We start from the raw sequence: 19,099 nt of genomic DNA on the forward strand, positions 1-19,099 counted from the left end.
TGATCGATTGGTTGATTGATTTCTGGTTGAGCTCTAACTGTTTGTGGAACTTAAACACTCCGCAATAAAATCAATAAATACTCGAATTCGTTGGGGCAAATATTCACTTGCATGGTACACCGCGTACATCGGCAAGTAGTCATTGCTCCAATCTTCTAATAACTGCGTTAACTCCCCAGTCTCTACAAATTCTTTGCCCATCCAATCCGGTAAAGCAACCACACCTAAACCTTGTCTAGCCATCTTAAGTAACATTTCTGGACTGTCTGAGGTTAAAATTTGGTTTACTTTTACGCTGGTGCTTTGGCGATCTTTGTCGGTGAAACGCCATTCGTTTGCTGGATTCATCAGAGAATAAGTTAAGCACTTATGCTGGCTAAGATCTTGCGGACGTATAGGTTTCCCGTGATTTTTTAAGTAATCGGGCGATGCAAAGTACTGAACTTTATTGTTGAAAAGAAAGCGAGCTTTTAACCCTGAGTCTGCAAGTTGTGATGCTCGAATGGCGACATCTATATTGTGCTCATTAAGGTTAATAATGCGGTCGTCGACACTGAGGTTAATGCGGATACCTGGATGTCGCTCAATAAAGGCTTGAAGTGGTTCGCTCAATAACATTGTAGAAAAGGCACTTGGTGCTGAGATTTTAATCTCGCCTTCTACGGATTCAGTCTCACGCTTTAGCTTACTTTCTACGCTAGACATTTCTTCGAGTAAACGGGAGCAATAGGTGAGGTAGTCTTTTCCTGCATGAGTGAGGGAGATTTTTCGGCTGTTTCGTTGAAACAAAGTGATTCCTAAGTCATTCTCCAACCACGCGATCTTCTTACTCACCGCACCTTGTGTTATGTCTAACTTGTTGGCCGTTGCGGTGAAGCTATTCAGTTGCGCGGTTTCCACAAAGATGCGAATGCATTCGATCTTATCCATCTTACTCGCCTTTGGATTATCTATTCCATTTTGGAATCTTAACTATCCTGAAATTAGCATTTATCACCCAAATTATGAATGATTAAATGACATCGTTGAAATTCATGATTCTTAATAGAGGTAGACGAGATGAATACAGTAGTAAGCATTTTGATGGTGATGTTCTTTGTATTGGCGAGTTCGATTAAAACACTTGGTTGGCAAAAGAAGGTATTTGAAATCCAGCTTGGTTTCTTTAAAAGTTATGGCTTGAATAGAATGATTATGTTTCTGGTGGGTTTGGTCGAACTGACAGGAGCAGTACTTTTGATTTTAGCTCTAAGTGACATTTTACCAGAACAGACTCAAGTGATGGGCGGTGCAATACTGGGAGCGACTTCGATAGGAGCACTTTACTTCCACTTAAGATTTGATACTTGGAAATACGGTATTCCTGCGATAGTCACCTTGTTGTGTTCAAGTTTTCTAGTATTAGGTCTCTGGTACTAATGATTTAGTATTAACTTCTATGTAGTGTCTCAAGAGGTAACTTGCAGTCTATGTGAGAAGAGTAGGGCTCGAAAGCCCTACGCGAGATAGTAGATTTAGAACTCAGAAGGCACTTCAAACTCGATCCACTTGCCTGTTGTTGGGTGAACCAGTTTAAGGTAACCCGCATGAAGGTGTAGACGTTCCCGCTTGTAGCCGTAAAGGTCATCACCTCGAATCGGTACGCCAAGCCCTTGCGGATGAGCACAGTGAACACGCAATTGGTGGGTACGGCCTGTTTTAGGATACAAGTGAACTTTGGTTTTTCCATTGTTGGTGCTGACGGCTTGCCAATGCGTTTCTGCGTTACGCCCATGTTCATGGCAAACGAGTTGTCTCGGTCTGTCGGTGATGTCGCCGCGTAACGGCAAGCTAATATCGCCAGAATCACCGTGGATTTCACCATCAAGCAGAGCTGTGTAACGCTTCTCGACGGTTCTATCGATGAACTGTTTCTGTATATGTTTGTTGGACTCAGCTGTCAGCGCCAAGATCAACAATCCAGATGTCGACATGTCTAATCTATGGATAATCAACGGGCCAGTGGCGTCTGGGTAGCGTGCTTTAATACGTGTATAAACCGAGTCTTCAATGAACTTACCCGGAACAGACAAGAACTCCTCGGGCTTATTCACAACCACGATCTCGTCATCTTCATAAACAATATCAAACGACTTACCCACCGCAGGGTTTACGATAAGCGGATTATCTTCTAACTCAACGCCAGCTAGTTGGTGGTCGAGAATCTCGAAGCTTTTGCTCTGACAAACAGGGTAAAGGTTTCCGTGTTGTCGAATGATATCTGTTGTCGGTAATCCCCACCAAAACTCAGATAAAGCTAATGGTTTAAAGCCGTGCTCAAAGGCAAAATTAAGCAACTTGGGTAGGCAGCAGTCACCTGAATCCTCTAGTGCGTCTTTGCCATCTAATAATTCAAGCAGGCTCTTTGGTTCTGCTGCTTGGTTGATAAAGCGATAATGAGACAAACGCTGAGTCTCTAACTCTGCGGAAATTGTTTGGTAGTCTTGCTTGTGGCTTTTGAGATCGTTGTCTATGGCATCAACTTGAAACTGACGTTCTGCGATCTTTTGCTTCCACTCAATTCGAAGTGCTTTTAAGTCTCGCTTCTCTTGGCTGCTTTGGTTGCCCAACTGTTTAAGCAGGTCAGCCGCAGAGTCTAGGTTCCCCAGTTCTTTCTCTTGGTTAGCTTGCTCTCTAAGCTGATTACGCTGTGCTTTGTTGGCAGCCATAGTGAGCTGAAATGCTTCGATTGCTTTGCTCGCGTTGTTTTTAAGCTCGCTCAGCGTTACAGTCAGTTCATCTAGGTTGTGAGTTTTCTCTAGGTTCGCAATGTCGTTAGCTAATGTCGCTTGTTGGGTTAATACTTGCGTGTTTAGGGCTTCAAACTGCTGATTATCAAAAGCAGAAGGAACGAAGGCGATACTCGATAGCAGAGGTTCCAAAGACGCATCTAACTGCAAACCTGAAAACGCAGAAAGGTAACCCAATTCTTGAGTTTGAGGATGTTGAACCAGAAGAACGGCATAGAGGTTACCTTGTGATGTTTCATTCACACCACAGTCAAGCAGTGACTGTTGAAGCTGCTGCATCGCTAATTCGCACACTGGATGCGGAGTATAGTAATACGGGAATGTAAAACGCTCTGGCAGAGCCAACGCTTGATTCGCTGTTTGGTTTAACGTGCGCAGTGGTGTGTATTGAGCAAGGTTTGCTGACATGAAGATCAAACTCTATGGGTATTCGGTTAGAGCTCGGTATTGTTGTCGAAATGAAGGCAAATGAGAAGCCAAAGCGGAAGATAAATCGGCTTTGGCTTCATTTAGGTTGTCATGTTCATGCTATGGAAGCATTGAAGATGACAAATCTGGATTAGTTAGAGTGTTCTAACTCTAGTTGCTCCGCTTTTTGGTAAGCAGGCTGACTTGCCAAAAGATCACCGTATTTAGCAATGTTAGGGTAGAGCGCAGTCGCACCAAAGTTACCCACAATTTCTACGATGAACGACATCATGAAATCGGCACCAGTGAGTGTTTCGCCTACAAGATAGGTTTTGCCTTCAAGTGCTTCGTTAACGAAGGTTAAAATCTTTTGATTTTCGTCGTCGGCATAACCACCAAGGAAGTTTGTCTCGCAGCCGTCTTTCATCACGAAAATCTTAAGCAACATTGGCAAAATGCCCGAACTTTCAGCAAAGTGTAGCCACTGAGAATACTCAACGTATTCAGCTGTACCACGTTCTGGTGCAAATTTACCTTCGCCAAACTTGTCGATAAGGTACTCAGTAATTGCGCCAGATTCACTGATCACGACGCCATCGTCTTCAATGACTGGAGATTTACCAAGAGGGTGAACAGACTTCAATTCTGGTGGTGCTAAAAACGTGACACTGTCTCGTTGGTAAGGTTTGATTTGATAGTCGACACCAAGCTCTTCCAGTAGCCAGATGATACGCTTCGAACGCGATTTATTCAGGTGATGTAAAGTAATCATAATTCTTCCTATTCTATCCTTGAGCTATTTTGGTTCGTTAGTTTTGATAACAAGTTTGCCGAAGTTCTGACCTTCTAATAGACCCATGAATGCTTGTGGGGCTTCATCTAGGCCTTCAATTAGGTGCTCGCGGTAGTGCATTTTTCCTTGAGACAGCCATTCGGTCATTTGAGTTGCAAACTCATTGTAACGGTGTGCGTAGTCATCAAAGATGATGAAGCCTTGCATCTTAATGCGCTTAACTAGAAGAGTACCCATTAGGCTAGACATGCGATCTGGGCCTTCAGGAAGTGATGTTGCGTTGTATTGCGAGATAAGACCGCAAACAGGGATACGAGCGCCTGTGTTTAGAAGCGGCATTACTGCATCGAATACTTTGCCGCCAACGTTTTCAAAGTAAACGTCGATTCCGTTGTCACACGCTTTCGCCAATTGTTCTGCGAAGTCGTCGGCCTTGTGGTCGATACATTCATCAAAACCAAGAACCTCTTTTGCATACTGGCATTTCTCTTGACCACCAGCCACGCCAATGACGCGGCAGCCTTTCAGTTTACCGATTTGTCCAACAGTTGCGCCTACAGGACCTGTCGCCGCCGCCACAACTAACGTGTCGCCTTCTTTCGGTTGACCGATATCCAATAAACCCATGTAAGCGGTAAAGCCTGGCATACCCATGATGCCAAGTGCGTAAGAAGGGTGGCTTGGCTCTTTACCTAATTTGATAAGACCTTCACCGTTAGAAACACCATAATCTTGCCAACCTGTGTACGCTAATACCCACTCGCCAACTTCGAAATCAGCGTTGTTTGACGCTTCAACCTGACACACGGTTGCACCAACCATTACTTCATCAATAGCAACTGGCTCTGCGTAAGATTTCGCATCGCTCATTCGGCCACGCATGTAAGGATCAAGAGATAGGTAAACCGAGCGAAGTAACATCTCGCCGTCATTAATTGTTGGTGTAGCCACTGTCTCTAAGCGGAAGTTATCTTGAGTCGGTGCGCCAACTGGGCGAGAAGCCAATACGATGCGGCGATTGTCTTGTTGAGTCATTGGATGTCCTTAATTTTATAGTGTGTTCATTTAGAATTAGACCAGTCGTCTAGTCTTGTTGTCTAAAAATCCCGCCGTCATCAAATTGATAAGAGGGCGGGTGATTTCTTTTAAGTTAAAGCAATTCAAAGCAAGGTGAAGCAAGCAAAAGCGAAGAAGGCGCGGTGCGAGTTAGTGGCTTTCACCTTTTAAAAGTTGTTCGGTAAGGCTTAATGCCGATTCCAAGCTCTGTGGGTTCTGGCTTAACTTACTCAATAAGCTGGCGCCTAACCACATTGAGTATAGATTCTGAGCGACTTCTTGGCTGTTTTCTACTTTGATAGAGCCATCATCGACACCACCAGCAACACAGTGCTGTATCGTTTGAGTGACTTTTTCGGCTCCTTTGAGCAGAGCTTGGCGCATAGGATCAGAAAGATCAGAGACTTCAGCGCTGAGCTTAACCACTAAACATTTATGTGCGTTACAGGTGCCATTTTCAGTCTTTGCCCACAGTGAAAAGTAACCCAGAATTCGTTGATAATGGTTGCCTTCGCCGTGTACCAAAATGGATTCAATCTTAGTGATGTAGTTTTCAAAATAGTGCTGAATTAACGCCTCACCAAATTGTTCTTTTGATTTAAAGTAGTGGTAAAACGAACCTTTCGGTACGTCCGCTTCTTTAAGCAACTGTGATAAGCCAACGCCATTGAAGCCGTTGTTCACTATTAATTGATAGCCGACATTTAAAATATGCAGGCGTGTGTCGTTCGTTTTTTCGTTCATGGTCGGTACTATAGTTTAAATTAGACCAGTCGTCTAGTGGCTCTTTTTTCGTTTGATTGGTCTTGGATGTTGACTGTGTTCTTGAGCGATGGCATAGAAAGATCTCAATTAAAACCAATTTAAAACATATAGCTACATAAAAAAGCCCCAACATGGTGTACATGTTGGGGCTTAAGCCAGAAGCTTGTTTATAGCAATTCGATTATTGGATAGAGATCAACTCAACATCAAAAATCAGTGTTGCTGATGGTGGGATAGGACCTGAACCGCCTTTACCGTAAGCCAATGGGCTTGGGATAAACAGGCGAACTTTTTGGCCTTCAACCATATAAGTCAAACCTTCTTGCCAGCCTTTGATTACTTGCTTAAGAGCAAATGAAATTGGCTCGCCGCGCTCAACAGAGCTATCGAAAACCGTGCCATCAATCAAAGTACCGTGGTAGTGAACTGTTACTTTGCTGTTCTTTGTTGGGTGCTCTGTACCAGTACCTTCTTCAAGAACTAGGTACTGTAGGCCGCTCTCAGTCGTGACAACACCTTCTTTAGCGCTGTTCTCGATAAGGAACTGTTGACCTTGTTCGAAGTTTTCTGCACCAGACTTATGATTCGTCCAAGTACGGTAAATCATGAAACCCGCCAAAAGAAAGACAATGACCGGGATGACAAATTTAGACATAGTAAAACCTATTTATATTGAGTGCTGAATTTCGTAGTTAATACAAAATGTGTTAATCAGTTGGCTAATGCCGCGATTATGGTTGAGTCAAAAGGTAGTTGATCGTTTTCGCGATACCAGCAACATCTTGGTGGCCGGCTGTCAGCACTTGGTATTTACCGTTGATGATAAATGTTGGTACTGAGTTGATCTGACCTTTTACTGAAACTTCTTCCGCTTTCTTAACGTAGTCAAAAAGCGCAACTTGTTGTTCTTTGTTCAGTTGGTATGGGCTAACCAAACCGCGAGAAGTGAATGCTGTTTCTAGTGCTTGCTGACGTTGCTCAGGAGTCGCGTCTGCACCCATTTGAACCGCACCGAATAGGTCGTCCATGAAGGCATGGTCAGGCGTCGCATCAAGCTGCATCACTGCTGTGTAGTAGATCATTGCGCTAATTTGAGCACTTTCATTGAATGTTACGTGCATCTTGCCAATAGTTTGGTCTGTAAGCGACTCAATCTCTGGAATTGCACTTTCCATTTGACGACAGTGACCACAGTTAAGAGAGAAGATTTCAGTGATCGGAGACAGGTTAAATTCTGTTAGAGCAGTAGGAAGCGCTTCGTATTGAACGCCTTTTTGTGGCTCGTCTGTTTCACTACAACCGGCGATAATCAGTACGGCAGCGATTGCTGTGATGAATTTAGTAAATGGTTTAAACATAATGTTTACTCTAGCGTTGAGAAGTCGTGAGATTCTAACTATTTAGTAGGAATTGGAAAACAATTATAAGGTAAATAAATGCAAACAGTTCGAACTAGCGGCTGAAGACAGGCTAGTAGACGGTTAACTGTGATCAACAGCACTTTTTTGGGTTCTGCTTTCTTTTCGTCTAAAGTTTTTCCCTCGGTGCCGATATAGACATTAGTGAATGGTTTATCTGCATGAGTGGTTGGTGAAGTAATGAGATATTTAGCGATAATGTTAAGCATAGCTTTGGCGGGGTGTGAAGCCACGTCACCAACTGATTTACTTGGCGGTGACATGCTAGAAACTGCACCACAAACCGATTACGACTTGATGCATCCTGAATGGGGTGTGGTTCAAACGACTCATGTAGCAAGCAATCGTGGGTACTCGATTCAGAGCAGTACTCATCAACAAAGAACCATCACGACCAACTACGGACGTGGCGTGTCGACTAACGATCCACTGGAAGTCTTTTTAAGACAAAACCGCATCGATTTTGAAGTGTTGCCGGGTAACCATGTGATGGTAAAGCTTGAGCAGCACGTGAACTTTAAAACAGGTTCAGCATTCCCTGAGCCAGCTTATAATCAATGGTTAGATACGCTAGGTAGCTACCTTGCTCAACGCCAAGATATTGATGTGGTGATTGAAGGGCACACAGATAACACGGGCACAGACCGAATCAATGATCCGCTTTCAGAGCAGCGTGCAAAAGAAGTGAAGGCTCGATTAGAGAGTAACTATGTTTCTAGTCGTTCTATTTATACTCGTGGCTTCGGTGAGTATGTTCCAGCTTGTACGAACGCTTCTGCGCAAGGCAAGGCGTGTAACCGCCGTGTTGAATTGATGCTGATTGTTGCGAAGTAGTGGTTTGAACTTTCGCGCCTAATTTGAAGCGATTAACGCCAAATAACAGACATAAAAAATCCCTCACATTCGAGGGATTTTTTGTATCTGACTTTTGTCGCTTTATTACTTATGCAAACTGCTTTTCTAAGTAAGTTACGATATCTGAAGATTCGTACATCCACTCAGTTTTGCCATCTTTTTCGATACGTAGACAAGGCACTTTCACACGACCGCCGCCAGCTTCAAGCTCAGCACGGTGTTGCTCGTTGTTTTTTGCATCACGAAGTTCAAATTGAACCGACTGACGTTTCATCGCGCGGCGCACTTTCACACAAAATGGGCACGCTTCGAATTGGTATAACGTGTGCGTTTTTGCTTGCTCATTTACTTTGCTTTGTTCTTCTTGAGAACGCTTCACACCACGTGGGCTGAAAACAAAATTCAATAACAAGATGACACGACCTAAGAACCAACGGATAAACTTCATAACTCTCTCTACATATTTAAAATTAGCGTTACAATTTGCAGCATTATATACACAAGTTTTGTCAGATGCTCGCAACAAACCGCTAATATCTATTTTGTCCGTTCGATCGTGTGAGACTTAGCCACATTTAGCCCTAAACGCTTCGACAGTCGAGTCAGGTTTGCTCGGTCTGTTTTCAGAACTCGTCCTGCCTGTGCCCAGTTAAAGTTGGCATCTTCCAACACCTCAGTAATGATACTGCGTTGAAAATCGTCCGTTGCACCACGTAGCCCTGCAGAAAGGTCTATCGTTGGTGTCGATAACGGTGTGTTTTTGACCTGTGTCGTCGCAATAGGCTGATCTTGGTCGAGTGGACCACAATCTTCCTTGGTGATTGTCACCAGGTTTTTATTGGTGCTGCGCGCTAACGCTTTTAATGCTGAGCGGCTGATCACGTGCTCAAGTTCACGTACGTTACCAGGCCAACCATAACGGTTTAGGAACGAAAGAACGTCAGAGCGGAACTTAACTTGGTTGATACCAAGCTTACGACGCGCTTGTTCTAAGAAGAAACCCGCTAATAGGCTGATGTCGTCACCACGATCTTTCAGTGCTGGCACCGCGATAGGGTATACACTCAATCGGTGATACAAATCGGCTCTGAATCGACCGTCTTCAACCTCTTGTTTTAGATCTCGGTTTGTCGCTGCCAATACACGAACATCAATGGTTTGAATGTTGTCTTGGCCAACAGGTTGGATTTCGTTGTTTTGTAGAGCACGTAGGAGCTTACTTTGAGCAGCCAAAGGCAACTCACCAATCTCATCAAGGAACAGTGTGCCACCATCGGCTAAAGCAAACTTACCTAAGCGGTTTTTGTCTGCGCCAGTGAACGCGCCACGAACGTGACCAAACAGTTCACTCTCTACTAAGTTTTCAGGAATTGCAGCACAGTTTACGTAGACGAGTGGGTTACGTTTACGTTGAGATTGGTGGTGCAGGGTGCGAGCCACAAGCTCTTTACCAACCCCGGTGTCACCATGAATCAAGATATTAAACTCAGACGGCGCGACAACCGCGATGTCGTTCTTAAGCGCGACCATGGTGTCACTGTTACCAATCAACTCGCCGCCGTCACGTTCCCACGCTTCGACGTTCAACTCTTCCAGTAATTGCTTTGACTGTTTTGCTTGATGTTCAAGTTGCGAAAAGGTCAGTGCCATCTGCATGGTTGAGGCTGCAATAGCCGCCAGCACTTCAAGGTTACGCGCCGGAATATTCGCGAAGACATCAGGTTTCAAGCTGTCTAGAGTCAGAATGCCTAAGAGCTTATCGCCAAATAGCAAAGGCAAGCCCATACAAGCATGCATTGGTAAATCGCCATCATGGTCAATAAGCAAACCATCGAAAGGATCGGGAAGGGAGCTGTCAGCATCGAAACGAACAGGAGAGCGAGACGCGCAGATCTCTTCAAACCGTGGGTGTTCTGAAATGATAAAGCGACGACCGAACGTATCTCGGCTGAGCCCTTGCATTGCGATAGGTACTAGCGTGTCGCCTTGAAGGCTTAAAAGCGCGACACAATCACACGTTATGGTTTTGCGAATGGCATCGATCAGGCGATTGAAACGATCTTGATCGTTGACACCACTTGCGAGGCCAATGGTCATTTCCATGAGGGTAGATGCGGAGATATCTTGCATAAAAAACTCTAACTGTGTGTGTTTATCTACATAATAGAGTCTTATTGACTTAAAAAAAAGGTCTTTTCGACATTTTTATAAGATGAGTTTTGAGAAGAAAACCAGTAATAACGGGGGATTGATAAAGTTGGCACTGATTGTGCAAAAGACACAGCGAAGCCCAATTATAGCGCTGATTAAACAGACTATTCTTGATCTCAATCAATCAGGTGGCATTAATCAGGCTTCGCGATTTTTTGAAATGAAAACGAGTCAAAATAACTCAGTTTCTAAAAATAACTAAGATTTCAGAAAATCGATAAGTCATTCTTATTTTTAAGTAGTCAAAATGACATATAGGTCATAAGGCTCAGTGTTCGGAGTAAATTCATGCTTAACAATGCACATATCGAAATCATCAAATCTACTATCCCTCTACTTGAGAGCGCAGGCCCAGCTTTAACTCAGCACTTTTATCAACGTATGTTCACGCATAACCCTGAGTTGAAAGATATCTTCAATATGACTCACCAAAGAACAGGTCGCCAAGGCGTAGCACTGTTTGAAGCTATCGCGGCATATGCAAAGAACATTGAAAATCTAGCAGCGTTAACAACAGCCGTTGAACGTATTGCTCAGAAACACACGAGCTTTAACATTCAACCAGAGCACTACCAAATTGTTGGTTTGCACCTGATCGAAACACTGCGTGAATTGGCAACAGAAGCGTTCACTCCAGAAGTAGAAGAGGCGTGGACAGCGGCTTACTTATTCTTAGCTCAAGTATTCATCGACCGTGAAGCAGAGCTTTACCTACAGCGTAAGCAAGCGGTAGGTGGCTGGGAAGCAGCACGTACATTCATAATTGCAGACAAGATTGAAGAATCAGCTCTAGTAACTAGCTTTATCCTTCAGCCAAAAGATGGCGGTGACGTTCTGGATTACACTCCAGGTCAATACATCGGTATCGAAGTGAAACCTGAAGGTGCGCAATACAGCGAAATTCGTCAATACTCGCTATCAGACAAGCCGAACGGTAAGCAATACCGCATCTCTGTTAAACGTGAAGGGCAAGGCCAAGATACACAAGGTGTTGTATCTAACCACCTACACGATACAGTTGCTGTTGGTGATGAGGTTAGCCTATACGCACCAGCGGGTGACTTCATGTACCAAGAGCGCAGCAAGCCAGTAACACTGATCTCTGCAGGTGTTGGTGTAACGCCAATGCAGTCTATGCTTGAGTTCCTAAACACTGAAGAGAAAAGCGAGCCAGTACTTTACCTTCACGCTTGCGAAAACGTAGGCCAACACTCTTTCACAACTCGTGTGAAAGACATTGTTGCTGACAAAGGTTGGGAAGCAAAAACGTGGTACATGGATAAAGGCGAATCGGCATGTGAAAACACGCACCAAGGTCAAATGAATCTAGCGTCTATCTCGGATACGAAAGGCTTTGAAGAGAGCGACTTCTACATTTGTGGCCCTGTTGGCTTCATGAAGAATATCGTAGAGCAGCTAGATGCATTGAAAGTTGACCGTTCACGCGTTCACTACGAAGTATTCGGCCCTCACGCTAACTTCTAAGATCTCCCGGCAGTTCTATTAACACTCGCCTGATCTACTAAAACCTTGCCCATTCAGAAGGTCTCACACTGTGAGGCCTTTTTTTATCTTTTAAATGATGCTCTTTATCACTGTACGAAATACGACTCAGATAGAGTCAATGCAGCCTCAAATGTTTCGTTTCGTGTCAACTTAGGTTGATTTTACCGATTTACCTCTCTTGCGAATAACTTTTTTCTTTTCAAACCAATCATTGAAAAATCCGCGTAATTCAATGAAACAAATTTGTTTCATGAAATAAAATGGCGGCATTTGTTTTGAATATGATCTTAACGTTCGACAAAAGTGTAGATATCGCCTGGTTTCATTAATAAAACTGTCACACCAGTCATCTAGTCTTGCCTTCATCAATTAACGGGATGGGTAGGGATAACGAGTGAATATCAAGGATGTGGCAGTTCTAGCGGGAGTTTCCCCGGCGACAGTCTCTCGATTCGTTAACACACCAGAATCTGTGGCTTCCGCTACAGCTCAAAAAATCGAGCGTGTCATCGATACGACAGGCTATCGAATTGATAGAAAGTCACAAGCCATTGAACTCAATAAAAATCCAACGATTGGCGTGCTGATTCCGAGCCTGCTTAACCCCGTATTCTCAGAAGTTGTTGCAGGTATTCAACAGCGAGCAAGGCATTTTGGTTACTCGACTTTAGTGGTGGATACCCAATATGACAGTGAACAAGAACAACAAGCTGCCATTGATCTTATTCGTCAAAGAGTAGAAGGCGTGATCCTAACGATAGCCGACGCGTCTGATAATGCTGCGCTCGAATTACTGCGAAGTTTTAAGTTCCCTTACTGTTTGCTTCATAACCAATCTGTTGAAAATGAACCTTGTGTGTTCGTTGATAATTACCAGGCAGGTAAGGATGTTGCGCAGAAAATTTTGGAGTATGGCCATACAAAAATAGGAATGGTTACAGGGCATTTTGCCTCATCTGACCGGGCTAAAAAACGTTATCAAGGATTTAAACAAGGTCTCAAAGATAGTGGGATGGAGTTAAGCCAGCTGCTTGAGGTCGACCAAAACAAGCTTATCCCGTTCACTACTTCTGAGATGAGGTTATTAAGTGCTGAGTGTAGCCCGACGGTTTGGTTTTGTAGCAATGACTTATTGGCACTGAAAACAATGAATGCGCTGAAAAGTATAGGTAGACGGATACCACAAGATGTTTCGGTCGTGGGGTTTGATGGCATGGGCCTTGGGCAATTAGTGAGCCCTAATTTGTCTACCGTTGCTGTTCCTCATTTTGACATGGGGAAAATGGCCGTCGATATCTTGTTTAACGCAAAAACAGGCTCAATCAAAAGGCGTGAATTTGCACTGAAGTATGAATTACAAATGAAGGGATCGCTTGGTGCGGTTCCCGTTATCACCCAATTTAATTAACGGAAGATTCTTTGGAGAACATAATGGCATCACATCAACTATTACGAGTTAAAAAGTCGTCAAAAACGAGAAAGTTAGCGGGCTTAATTCTTGGTTTTGCTGGCGTGGCGTTTCAAGCACAGGCATCTGATGCCATCTGTTACAACTGTCCACCGGAGTGGGCTAACTGGGGAGGGCAACTTCAGTTAATTAATAAAGAGTTGGGTATACGAGTTCCTATGGACAATAAGAATTCGGGTCAGTCTTTATCTCAGTTGGTTGCAGAGAAAAATAGCCCGGTAGCTGATGTCGTTTATTACGGTGTTTCTTTCGGTATAAACGCAACAGAACAAGGCGTTGTTGATGCGTATAAGCCTAAAAACTGGGACCAGATACCAGAAGGCATGAAAGATCCTGACGGGAATTGGTTTGCTATTCACTCTGGTACGATCGGTTTCTTTGTAAATGTTGATGCTCTTGATGGGGCAGAGGTACCGACGAGCTGGGAAGATCTGCTAAAGCCTGAATATCGAGGCATGGTTGGATATTTAGACCCAACGAGTGCTTTCGTTGGCTACGCTAGCGCTGTGGCGGTAAATGAAGCTATGGGGGGCGATATTGATAATTTCAAACCAGCCATTAAGTATTTTCAACAGTTAGCAAAGAATCGCCCAATTGTTCCTCGACAAACTTCTTATGCTCGCGTGATCTCTGGTGAAATCCCTATTTTAATTGATTACGACTTTAATGCTTATCGTGCGAAGTACAACGATTTCACTAATGCTGCATTTGTTATTCCAAAAGAGGGTTCCATCGCCGTGCCATATGTAATGAGCAAAGTGAAGAGTTCACCAAACCCTGAAAATGCAAAACAGATACTGGATTTCGTATTGTCGGAGCTGGGCCAGCAATTATGGGCAGATGCTTACTTGCGTCCGGTTATTGATGGTGTGATGAGTGAAGAAGCGGAAAGTAAGTTCTTGCCTGCTTCTGAATACCAACGCGTTGGTTCTGTCGATTTCGCAAAGATGTCTGAAAACCAGTCTGAGTTTGCTGATATGTACATTCGTGAAGTGAACTGATCGCTTTTTAACTCATTGGATGGCGAGGATCCCTCGCCAGTATTTCTATGAAAAATAACCGTATTTCTTTTTTGTTAATTTTGCCAGCCATCGTAATTAGTTGTGCATTTTTCCTGTTGCCAGTCGTACAGCTAATTACCGTATCCTTGGTTGATGGGGGAGCTGCTAGCTACTGGCAAATTTTAACTCGACCAATTTATCTCAAGAGTTTGATTTCAACCGTTGGGCTTTCTGTTTTAGTCACTTTGGTGAGCTTAGCTATCGCGACCATTAGTGGGCTGTTTTTAACCCGCTATGAGTTTCGCGGCAAGCAGCTGTTAGTAGCCATGTTGAGCTTTCCTCTAGCTTTCCCTGGTGTGGTGATTGGTTTTTTCGTCATCATGCTCGCAGGGCGACAAGGGTTGTTTGCCCAACTAAGTTTACAGTTGACTGGTGAACGTTGGATGTTTGCTTACACGATGGCCGGGTTATTCTTAGGTTACCTGTACTTCTCAATTCCGCGTGTTGTATTAACTGTTATGGGGACAGCGGAAAAGCTCGACCTTAACTTGATTGAGGCGGGACGCTCTCTAGGAGCCAACCGATGGCAAATATTCAAAGATGTCACTTTGCCCGCTTTAACTCCGGGGCTCATTTCTTCCGGGTCTATATGCTTTGCCACGTCTATGGGAGCTTTTGGTACTGCTTTCACGCTGGCGACCAACATCAATGTTCTACCTATGACGATATATACCGAATTTACCTTAAACGCCAACTTCGCGATGGCTGCTGCCTTGAGCTTAATCTTAGGCTTGGTCACATGGATCTGTTTAGCGCTTGCTAAGCGTCACAGTAATGCATCAGTTGCAATGGGAGGTTAGCATGAAGAAAGATAAATACTTCTATATCCAATTGATATTCACTTTGTTGGTTTGTGCATTCCTTATCGTGCCTGTGATCATGTCTGTAATGGCGGGATTGACCAATAACTATTTTGTTGGCGTTAAAAGTGGCTTTACCTTTCGATGGGTTGAACAAGTGTGGTCGCTATACTCTGATACGATTTGGCTAACACTTCAGATAGCGATTGCAACGACGCTAATCAATGTCGTGATTGGTGTACCTTGTGCTTATGTGCTTGCGAAGAGTAAAAGCCGTTGGGCATCAATTTTCGATGAAATTCTAACCTTACCAATTGCGATACCGGGTATGGCTATTTCTCTGGGCTTGATATTGGCCTATGGGGGTTTTAATGATTTTCGTTCTAGTTGGATGTTCATTTTTGTTGGGCATGTAATCTTTACGCTGCCGTTCATGGTCAAATCTGTTCTTTCTATTTTGCAGAGCATTAACTTCCGTGTCTTAGAGGAGGGCGCAGCGAGTTTAGGTGCTAGCTTTTGGCAGAGGTTTTTTGACGTGATAGTACCTAACTGTAAAGCGGGCATAGTTGCTGGCATGTTGATGACACTTACGCTTTCTATTGGCGAGTTTAATCTAACTTGGATGCTACATACGCCATTAACCAAGACCTTACCCGTCGGTTTAGCGGACTCTTACGCATCCATGAGACTTGAAATCAGTTCAGCTTACACCTTGATCTTCTTATGTTTAATACTTCCACTTTTGGTTTTGGCTCAAGCCTTAAATAAAAAACCAGTGACCAATAATTAAGGCAGCACCAACATGTTAAAGCTAGAAAATGGCGTTGAGATATCGCTAAACAATATTACAAAGACTTTCCCTGATGGCACTGTGGCTCTGAAGCCAACCAACCTGAAAATCGAGGCTGGAGAAATCTTAGTTCTATTAGGACCATCTGGATGTGGGAAGACGACAACGCTGAGAATGATTGCGGGTCTAGAGTTCGCAGATGAAAACGGTGGCAGCATAGTGTTTGGCGATCACGACGTAACAGGGTTACCTATTGAACAGCGTAAAGTGGGCATGGTTTTTCAATCTTATGCGTTATTTCCAAACATGAATGTAAGTGAAAACATCACTTATGGTTTAAAAGTTCGTAGTGTCAGTGAGTCTGAACGAGCGCAAAAGCTCAAAGAGATGCTTGAGATGTTCGATTTGGAGAAATACGCCAACCGTAACATTCATCAACTTTCTGGCGGTCAGCGTCAACGTGTGGCGTTAGCAAGGGCAATTATAACGGAGCCGGATGTTCTACTGCTTGATGAACCCTTGTCTGCATTAGATGCGCTATTGAAACAGCGACTTCGTGGCGATATTCGAAGTCTACTTAAAAAACTTGGTATTACAGCGGTATACGTGACGCACGATCAAGAGGAAGCTATGGCTATGGGCGATCGTATTGCCGTTCTTGATCATGGTGAAATTGCACAAATAGGGTCTGCGAAAGACATTTACCTAAAACCAGTAAACAACTTTGTTGCTGATTTTATTGGTCAGATGAACCGACTCGAAGGGCTGGTTAACGATGGAAAGCTGCTCCTTGATACTGAAAAGTACATTACGTTGTCCAAAGAGGCACAATCGCAAGTGACTTCGGGCAAAGAAATCAGTGTGATGCTGAGACCAGAAGATATTTCATTACAAGATATCAGTGGTGATGATGTCCTAACCGCAACAGTCAATAGCACCGTATTTCTCGGCGATCGCACAAGAGTACTCCTGTCGGGCGTGCAGAAAAGCAAAACATTGATAGTTGACTGTTTTGAACGCGTGGAATATCACGTTGGCCAAGTTGTTGCTGTTACGTTTGCCCCTGAACGACTAATACCTTTAAAGAAGTAAGAATCATGCTAATTGCACAACTGACAGACCTGCATATTAAGCAGGGGGGCAAGCACGCCTACAGAAAAGTGGATACGTTAAAATGTTTGCACGATGCCGTCGATCACATTAACCGTTTAAGTCCAAGGCCTGATTGCGTGGTGGTAACAGGTGATTTGGGTGACTTTGGAGTGTCGGAAGAGTACCTGTTGATTAACGAAGCTTTGTCTAAGTTCGAGATACCTCTGTATGTTATTCCGGGTAATCATGATGATAGGAATAACCTCCGTGATGGTTTGTCAGATCTCGTTTCGTTTGATCATCAGGAGTATTGTAACTTCGTTGCTGAAGAACATGGGGTCGTATTAGTTGGTTTGGATTCATCCGTCATTGGTAAGTCCTACGGCTATCTAAGCAATGAAACGCTAGACTGGCTAAGTTCAGTACTTATTGAGTATTCCGCTAAACCGAAAATGTTGTTTATACATCACCCTCCAATGAAGGTTGGGCTAAATCATATGGACGTTCAAAACCTTCAAAACAATGATGAATTTTATGATGTTCTTAAAGATCATGAGAACATCGTCGGCATATGCGCAGGGCATTTACATAGACCCATTACCGCTGTTTGGAATTCGATCCCAGTTTGGGTTGGCCCCTCACATAGTCACTCAGTGACCTTAGATTTAGACCCTAACGCGTGCTCGTCATTTTCATTAGAGCCTAAAGCGATACAATTACTCACAGTGGAGGGTAACTCAGTTGTCTCTCATATTAGCTATATTGAAGACAGTGATGGTCCTTATCCTTTCTTTGACGAATCTGGTGCGTTGATTGATTAATTACTAGCTATTATTTTGAGGGGTCGAGTAATTTGATATCGCCATTTTTTATAGAAAATGGCGATATTTTTGTATTAGATGAGTAGGAGATTACAGCACTTTTGAGTTAGCAAGATGTCATTAAGAGCGCTTTGTCTTTTTCGACATGTAGTGAGTATCAAAAAACTCAGGCCAGTACATTTTCACGTAACCGCCCGCGACCCAAATCACCAATATCGTAGCGATGGTCAGCTCAAAGAAGCCAAACTTGTGTAGCCAATACCATTGCGGGAATTCGGCCCCGAAAAAGGTGGTTAAGCGATGCATCGCAATGGCGCTGATCACCGATGGGAAGGTAACCGCAGCAATGGATGGTTGGAACTTCAAACGCATCAAGCGGATATAACATAAGTAAATCAGCAGTGTCATGGTGATGGCGATGCCCGCCAATGCGCCCGTAAGAATAGGGTCTGGATTATCAAAGTTGACCAAGTAAGCTGCTAGTGACAAGTTTACTGGTGCGGCCATGATTGCCAGTGTTGGTCTTGCTCTGCGTGGTAGGTTACCTTCAAACACTAAGCGGTACAGCACCACTGGCAGCATGAAGAAGTAGATGCCAATACATGTCGCGGCCAGCGTTTCTGAGAATACTGTGTGTCCGAACTGCGTGCCCGCTAACGAACTACTGATTAAGCCTACTGGGTACAGAAACCAACTCGGGACGATGTTCGACATTTTGAAATTGATGATCTGGAAACCGAAGAACAATACCATCATTGTAAAGTGCAGCAATAACGCACAGAACCAAATTGGGTAGGCGATTATTGGCGATATTTCGGCTAAGTAGTCACATAGAATCAACAGTGCCATGCTCATTGGTGCCATTAAGCTTCCGCTAAGTGGATGACGGATGTCATTGATGAAGGTATTAAAACTGGTGAGATAACGAAGTAAAACGGGCAGTAATAACAGCGCGCCGAATGCAGCAAGGTAAGGGCGTATGAGCTCTCCAACCCCTGGGAGGTACAATGCCCAAGCTTGTCCTAGTCCAATTACACCAAGTGCTAAAGACGCCTGAGAGGGCGGCACATTTTTTACTTGGGTTAATCTTCTCCAGTTCAACAGCTTGCTCCAACTTATTTATAGAATGTGGGTTTGTTTTCAGAATGTCAGTGAGTAATAGATTTTTTGCTCTAGTTAGAGCGTGCAGTTGTGCCATCAATAGATGTTGAGGGCATTCAACTAATTTTGAGTGGATGATACCAAGTTTAACGTTTGCTTTTTTGA

General features: G+C 43.8%; 19 protein-coding genes. 9 read left to right on the top strand and 10 right to left on the bottom strand.

What is annotated here, in order from left to right; translation table 11 throughout:
- Positions 1-33: 33 nt before the first annotated feature.
- Positions 34-930 (bottom strand): LysR family transcriptional regulator, encoded by an 897-nt coding sequence (locus ITG10_RS21810; RefSeq protein WP_017631818.1) that lies wholly within the window; start codon positions 928-930, stop codon positions 34-36.
- Positions 931-1,059: 129 nt separating this feature from the next.
- On the opposite strand from ITG10_RS21810, the gene ITG10_RS21815 reads away from it, so the two are divergent.
- A complete protein-coding gene (locus ITG10_RS21815; protein WP_017631819.1) occupies positions 1,060-1,419 on the top strand; it encodes a DoxX family protein in 360 nt (119 codons plus the stop codon).
- A 95-nt stretch (positions 1,420-1,514) separates the two neighbouring features.
- Here the strand turns inward: ITG10_RS21815 and ITG10_RS21820 are convergent, their stop codons facing one another.
- The 6 genes from ITG10_RS21820 to ITG10_RS21845 form a co-directional block, all read right to left on the bottom strand.
- On the bottom strand, positions 1,515-3,197 hold the full coding sequence (locus ITG10_RS21820) for an RluA family pseudouridine synthase (RefSeq protein WP_017631820.1): 1,683 nt from the start codon (positions 3,195-3,197) through the stop codon (positions 1,515-1,517).
- Between the two features lie 151 nt (positions 3,198-3,348).
- Entirely contained in the window at positions 3,349-3,969 is a 621-nt protein-coding gene (locus ITG10_RS21825; RefSeq protein WP_017631822.1) for a glutathione S-transferase, read from the bottom strand.
- Positions 3,970-3,993: 24 nt separating this feature from the next.
- Complete coding sequence (locus ITG10_RS21830) at positions 3,994-5,025, bottom strand: NADP-dependent oxidoreductase (protein WP_017631823.1); 1,032 nt, start codon at positions 5,023-5,025, stop codon at positions 3,994-3,996.
- 171 nt (positions 5,026-5,196) lie between these two features.
- Positions 5,197-5,790: a TetR/AcrR family transcriptional regulator gene (locus ITG10_RS21835; RefSeq protein WP_017631824.1), complete on the bottom strand. Its 594-nt coding sequence runs from the start codon at positions 5,788-5,790 to the stop codon at positions 5,197-5,199.
- Positions 5,791-5,992: 202 nt separating this feature from the next.
- Positions 5,993-6,466 carry an FKBP-type peptidyl-prolyl cis-trans isomerase gene (locus tag ITG10_RS21840; protein WP_017631825.1) on the bottom strand — a complete coding sequence of 158 codons (474 nt, stop codon included), beginning with the start codon at positions 6,464-6,466 and terminating at the stop codon, positions 5,993-5,995.
- A 76-nt stretch (positions 6,467-6,542) separates the two neighbouring features.
- Entirely contained in the window at positions 6,543-7,169 is a 627-nt protein-coding gene (locus ITG10_RS21845) for a thioredoxin domain-containing protein (protein WP_017631826.1), read from the bottom strand.
- A gap of 258 nt (positions 7,170-7,427) precedes the next feature.
- Between ITG10_RS21845 and ITG10_RS21850 the strand changes: the two genes are divergently transcribed.
- The gene (locus ITG10_RS21850; RefSeq protein ID WP_017631828.1) at positions 7,428-8,063 is read left to right on the top strand and encodes an OmpA family protein; all 636 of its coding nucleotides are present in this window, start codon (positions 7,428-7,430) and stop codon (positions 8,061-8,063) included.
- Between the two features lie 109 nt (positions 8,064-8,172).
- Here the strand turns inward: ITG10_RS21850 and ITG10_RS21855 are convergent, their stop codons facing one another.
- Positions 8,173-8,532, bottom strand: a complete 360-nt coding sequence (locus ITG10_RS21855; RefSeq protein WP_017062638.1) for a glutaredoxin — start codon at positions 8,530-8,532, stop codon at positions 8,173-8,175.
- An 89-nt stretch (positions 8,533-8,621) separates the two neighbouring features.
- Complete coding sequence (gene norR, locus ITG10_RS21860) at positions 8,622-10,214, bottom strand: nitric oxide reductase transcriptional regulator NorR (protein WP_017072223.1); 1,593 nt, start codon at positions 10,212-10,214, stop codon at positions 8,622-8,624.
- 369 nt (positions 10,215-10,583) lie between these two features.
- Between norR and hmpA the strand changes: the two genes are divergently transcribed.
- The 7 genes from hmpA to ITG10_RS21895 all read left to right on the top strand — a co-directional run bounded on the left by hmpA (position 10,584) and on the right by ITG10_RS21895 (position 17,833).
- Positions 10,584-11,780 (top strand): NO-inducible flavohemoprotein, encoded by a 1,197-nt coding sequence (gene hmpA, locus ITG10_RS21865; RefSeq protein WP_017631830.1) that lies wholly within the window; start codon positions 10,584-10,586, stop codon positions 11,778-11,780.
- 415 nt (positions 11,781-12,195) lie between these two features.
- The gene (locus ITG10_RS21870) at positions 12,196-13,209 is read left to right on the top strand and encodes a substrate-binding domain-containing protein (RefSeq protein WP_017631831.1); all 1,014 of its coding nucleotides are present in this window, start codon (positions 12,196-12,198) and stop codon (positions 13,207-13,209) included.
- Positions 13,210-13,232: 23 nt separating this feature from the next.
- Positions 13,233-14,270 carry an ABC transporter substrate-binding protein gene (locus ITG10_RS21875; RefSeq protein ID WP_017631832.1) on the top strand — a complete coding sequence of 346 codons (1,038 nt, stop codon included), beginning with the start codon at positions 13,233-13,235 and terminating at the stop codon, positions 14,268-14,270.
- Positions 14,271-14,317: 47 nt separating this feature from the next.
- The gene (locus tag ITG10_RS21880) at positions 14,318-15,130 is read left to right on the top strand and encodes an ABC transporter permease (protein ID WP_248386863.1); all 813 of its coding nucleotides are present in this window, start codon (positions 14,318-14,320) and stop codon (positions 15,128-15,130) included.
- 1 nt (position 15,131) lies between these two features.
- A complete protein-coding gene (locus ITG10_RS21885) occupies positions 15,132-15,920 on the top strand; it encodes an ABC transporter permease subunit (protein WP_248386864.1) in 789 nt (262 codons plus the stop codon).
- A gap of 12 nt (positions 15,921-15,932) precedes the next feature.
- The gene (locus ITG10_RS21890) at positions 15,933-17,012 is read left to right on the top strand and encodes an ABC transporter ATP-binding protein (RefSeq protein WP_017631835.1); all 1,080 of its coding nucleotides are present in this window, start codon (positions 15,933-15,935) and stop codon (positions 17,010-17,012) included.
- A gap of 5 nt (positions 17,013-17,017) precedes the next feature.
- The gene (locus ITG10_RS21895) at positions 17,018-17,833 is read left to right on the top strand and encodes a phosphodiesterase (RefSeq protein WP_017631836.1); all 816 of its coding nucleotides are present in this window, start codon (positions 17,018-17,020) and stop codon (positions 17,831-17,833) included.
- A gap of 120 nt (positions 17,834-17,953) precedes the next feature.
- On the opposite strand, the gene ITG10_RS21900 is transcribed toward ITG10_RS21895, so the two are convergent.
- Entirely contained in the window at positions 17,954-18,901 is a 948-nt protein-coding gene (locus ITG10_RS21900; protein WP_026084351.1) for a TDT family transporter, read from the bottom strand.
- Positions 18,902-19,099 lie beyond the last annotated feature (198 nt).

Source organism: Vibrio sp. ED004, from assembly GCF_023206395.1.
GTDB lineage: Bacteria > Pseudomonadota > Gammaproteobacteria > Enterobacterales > Vibrionaceae > Vibrio.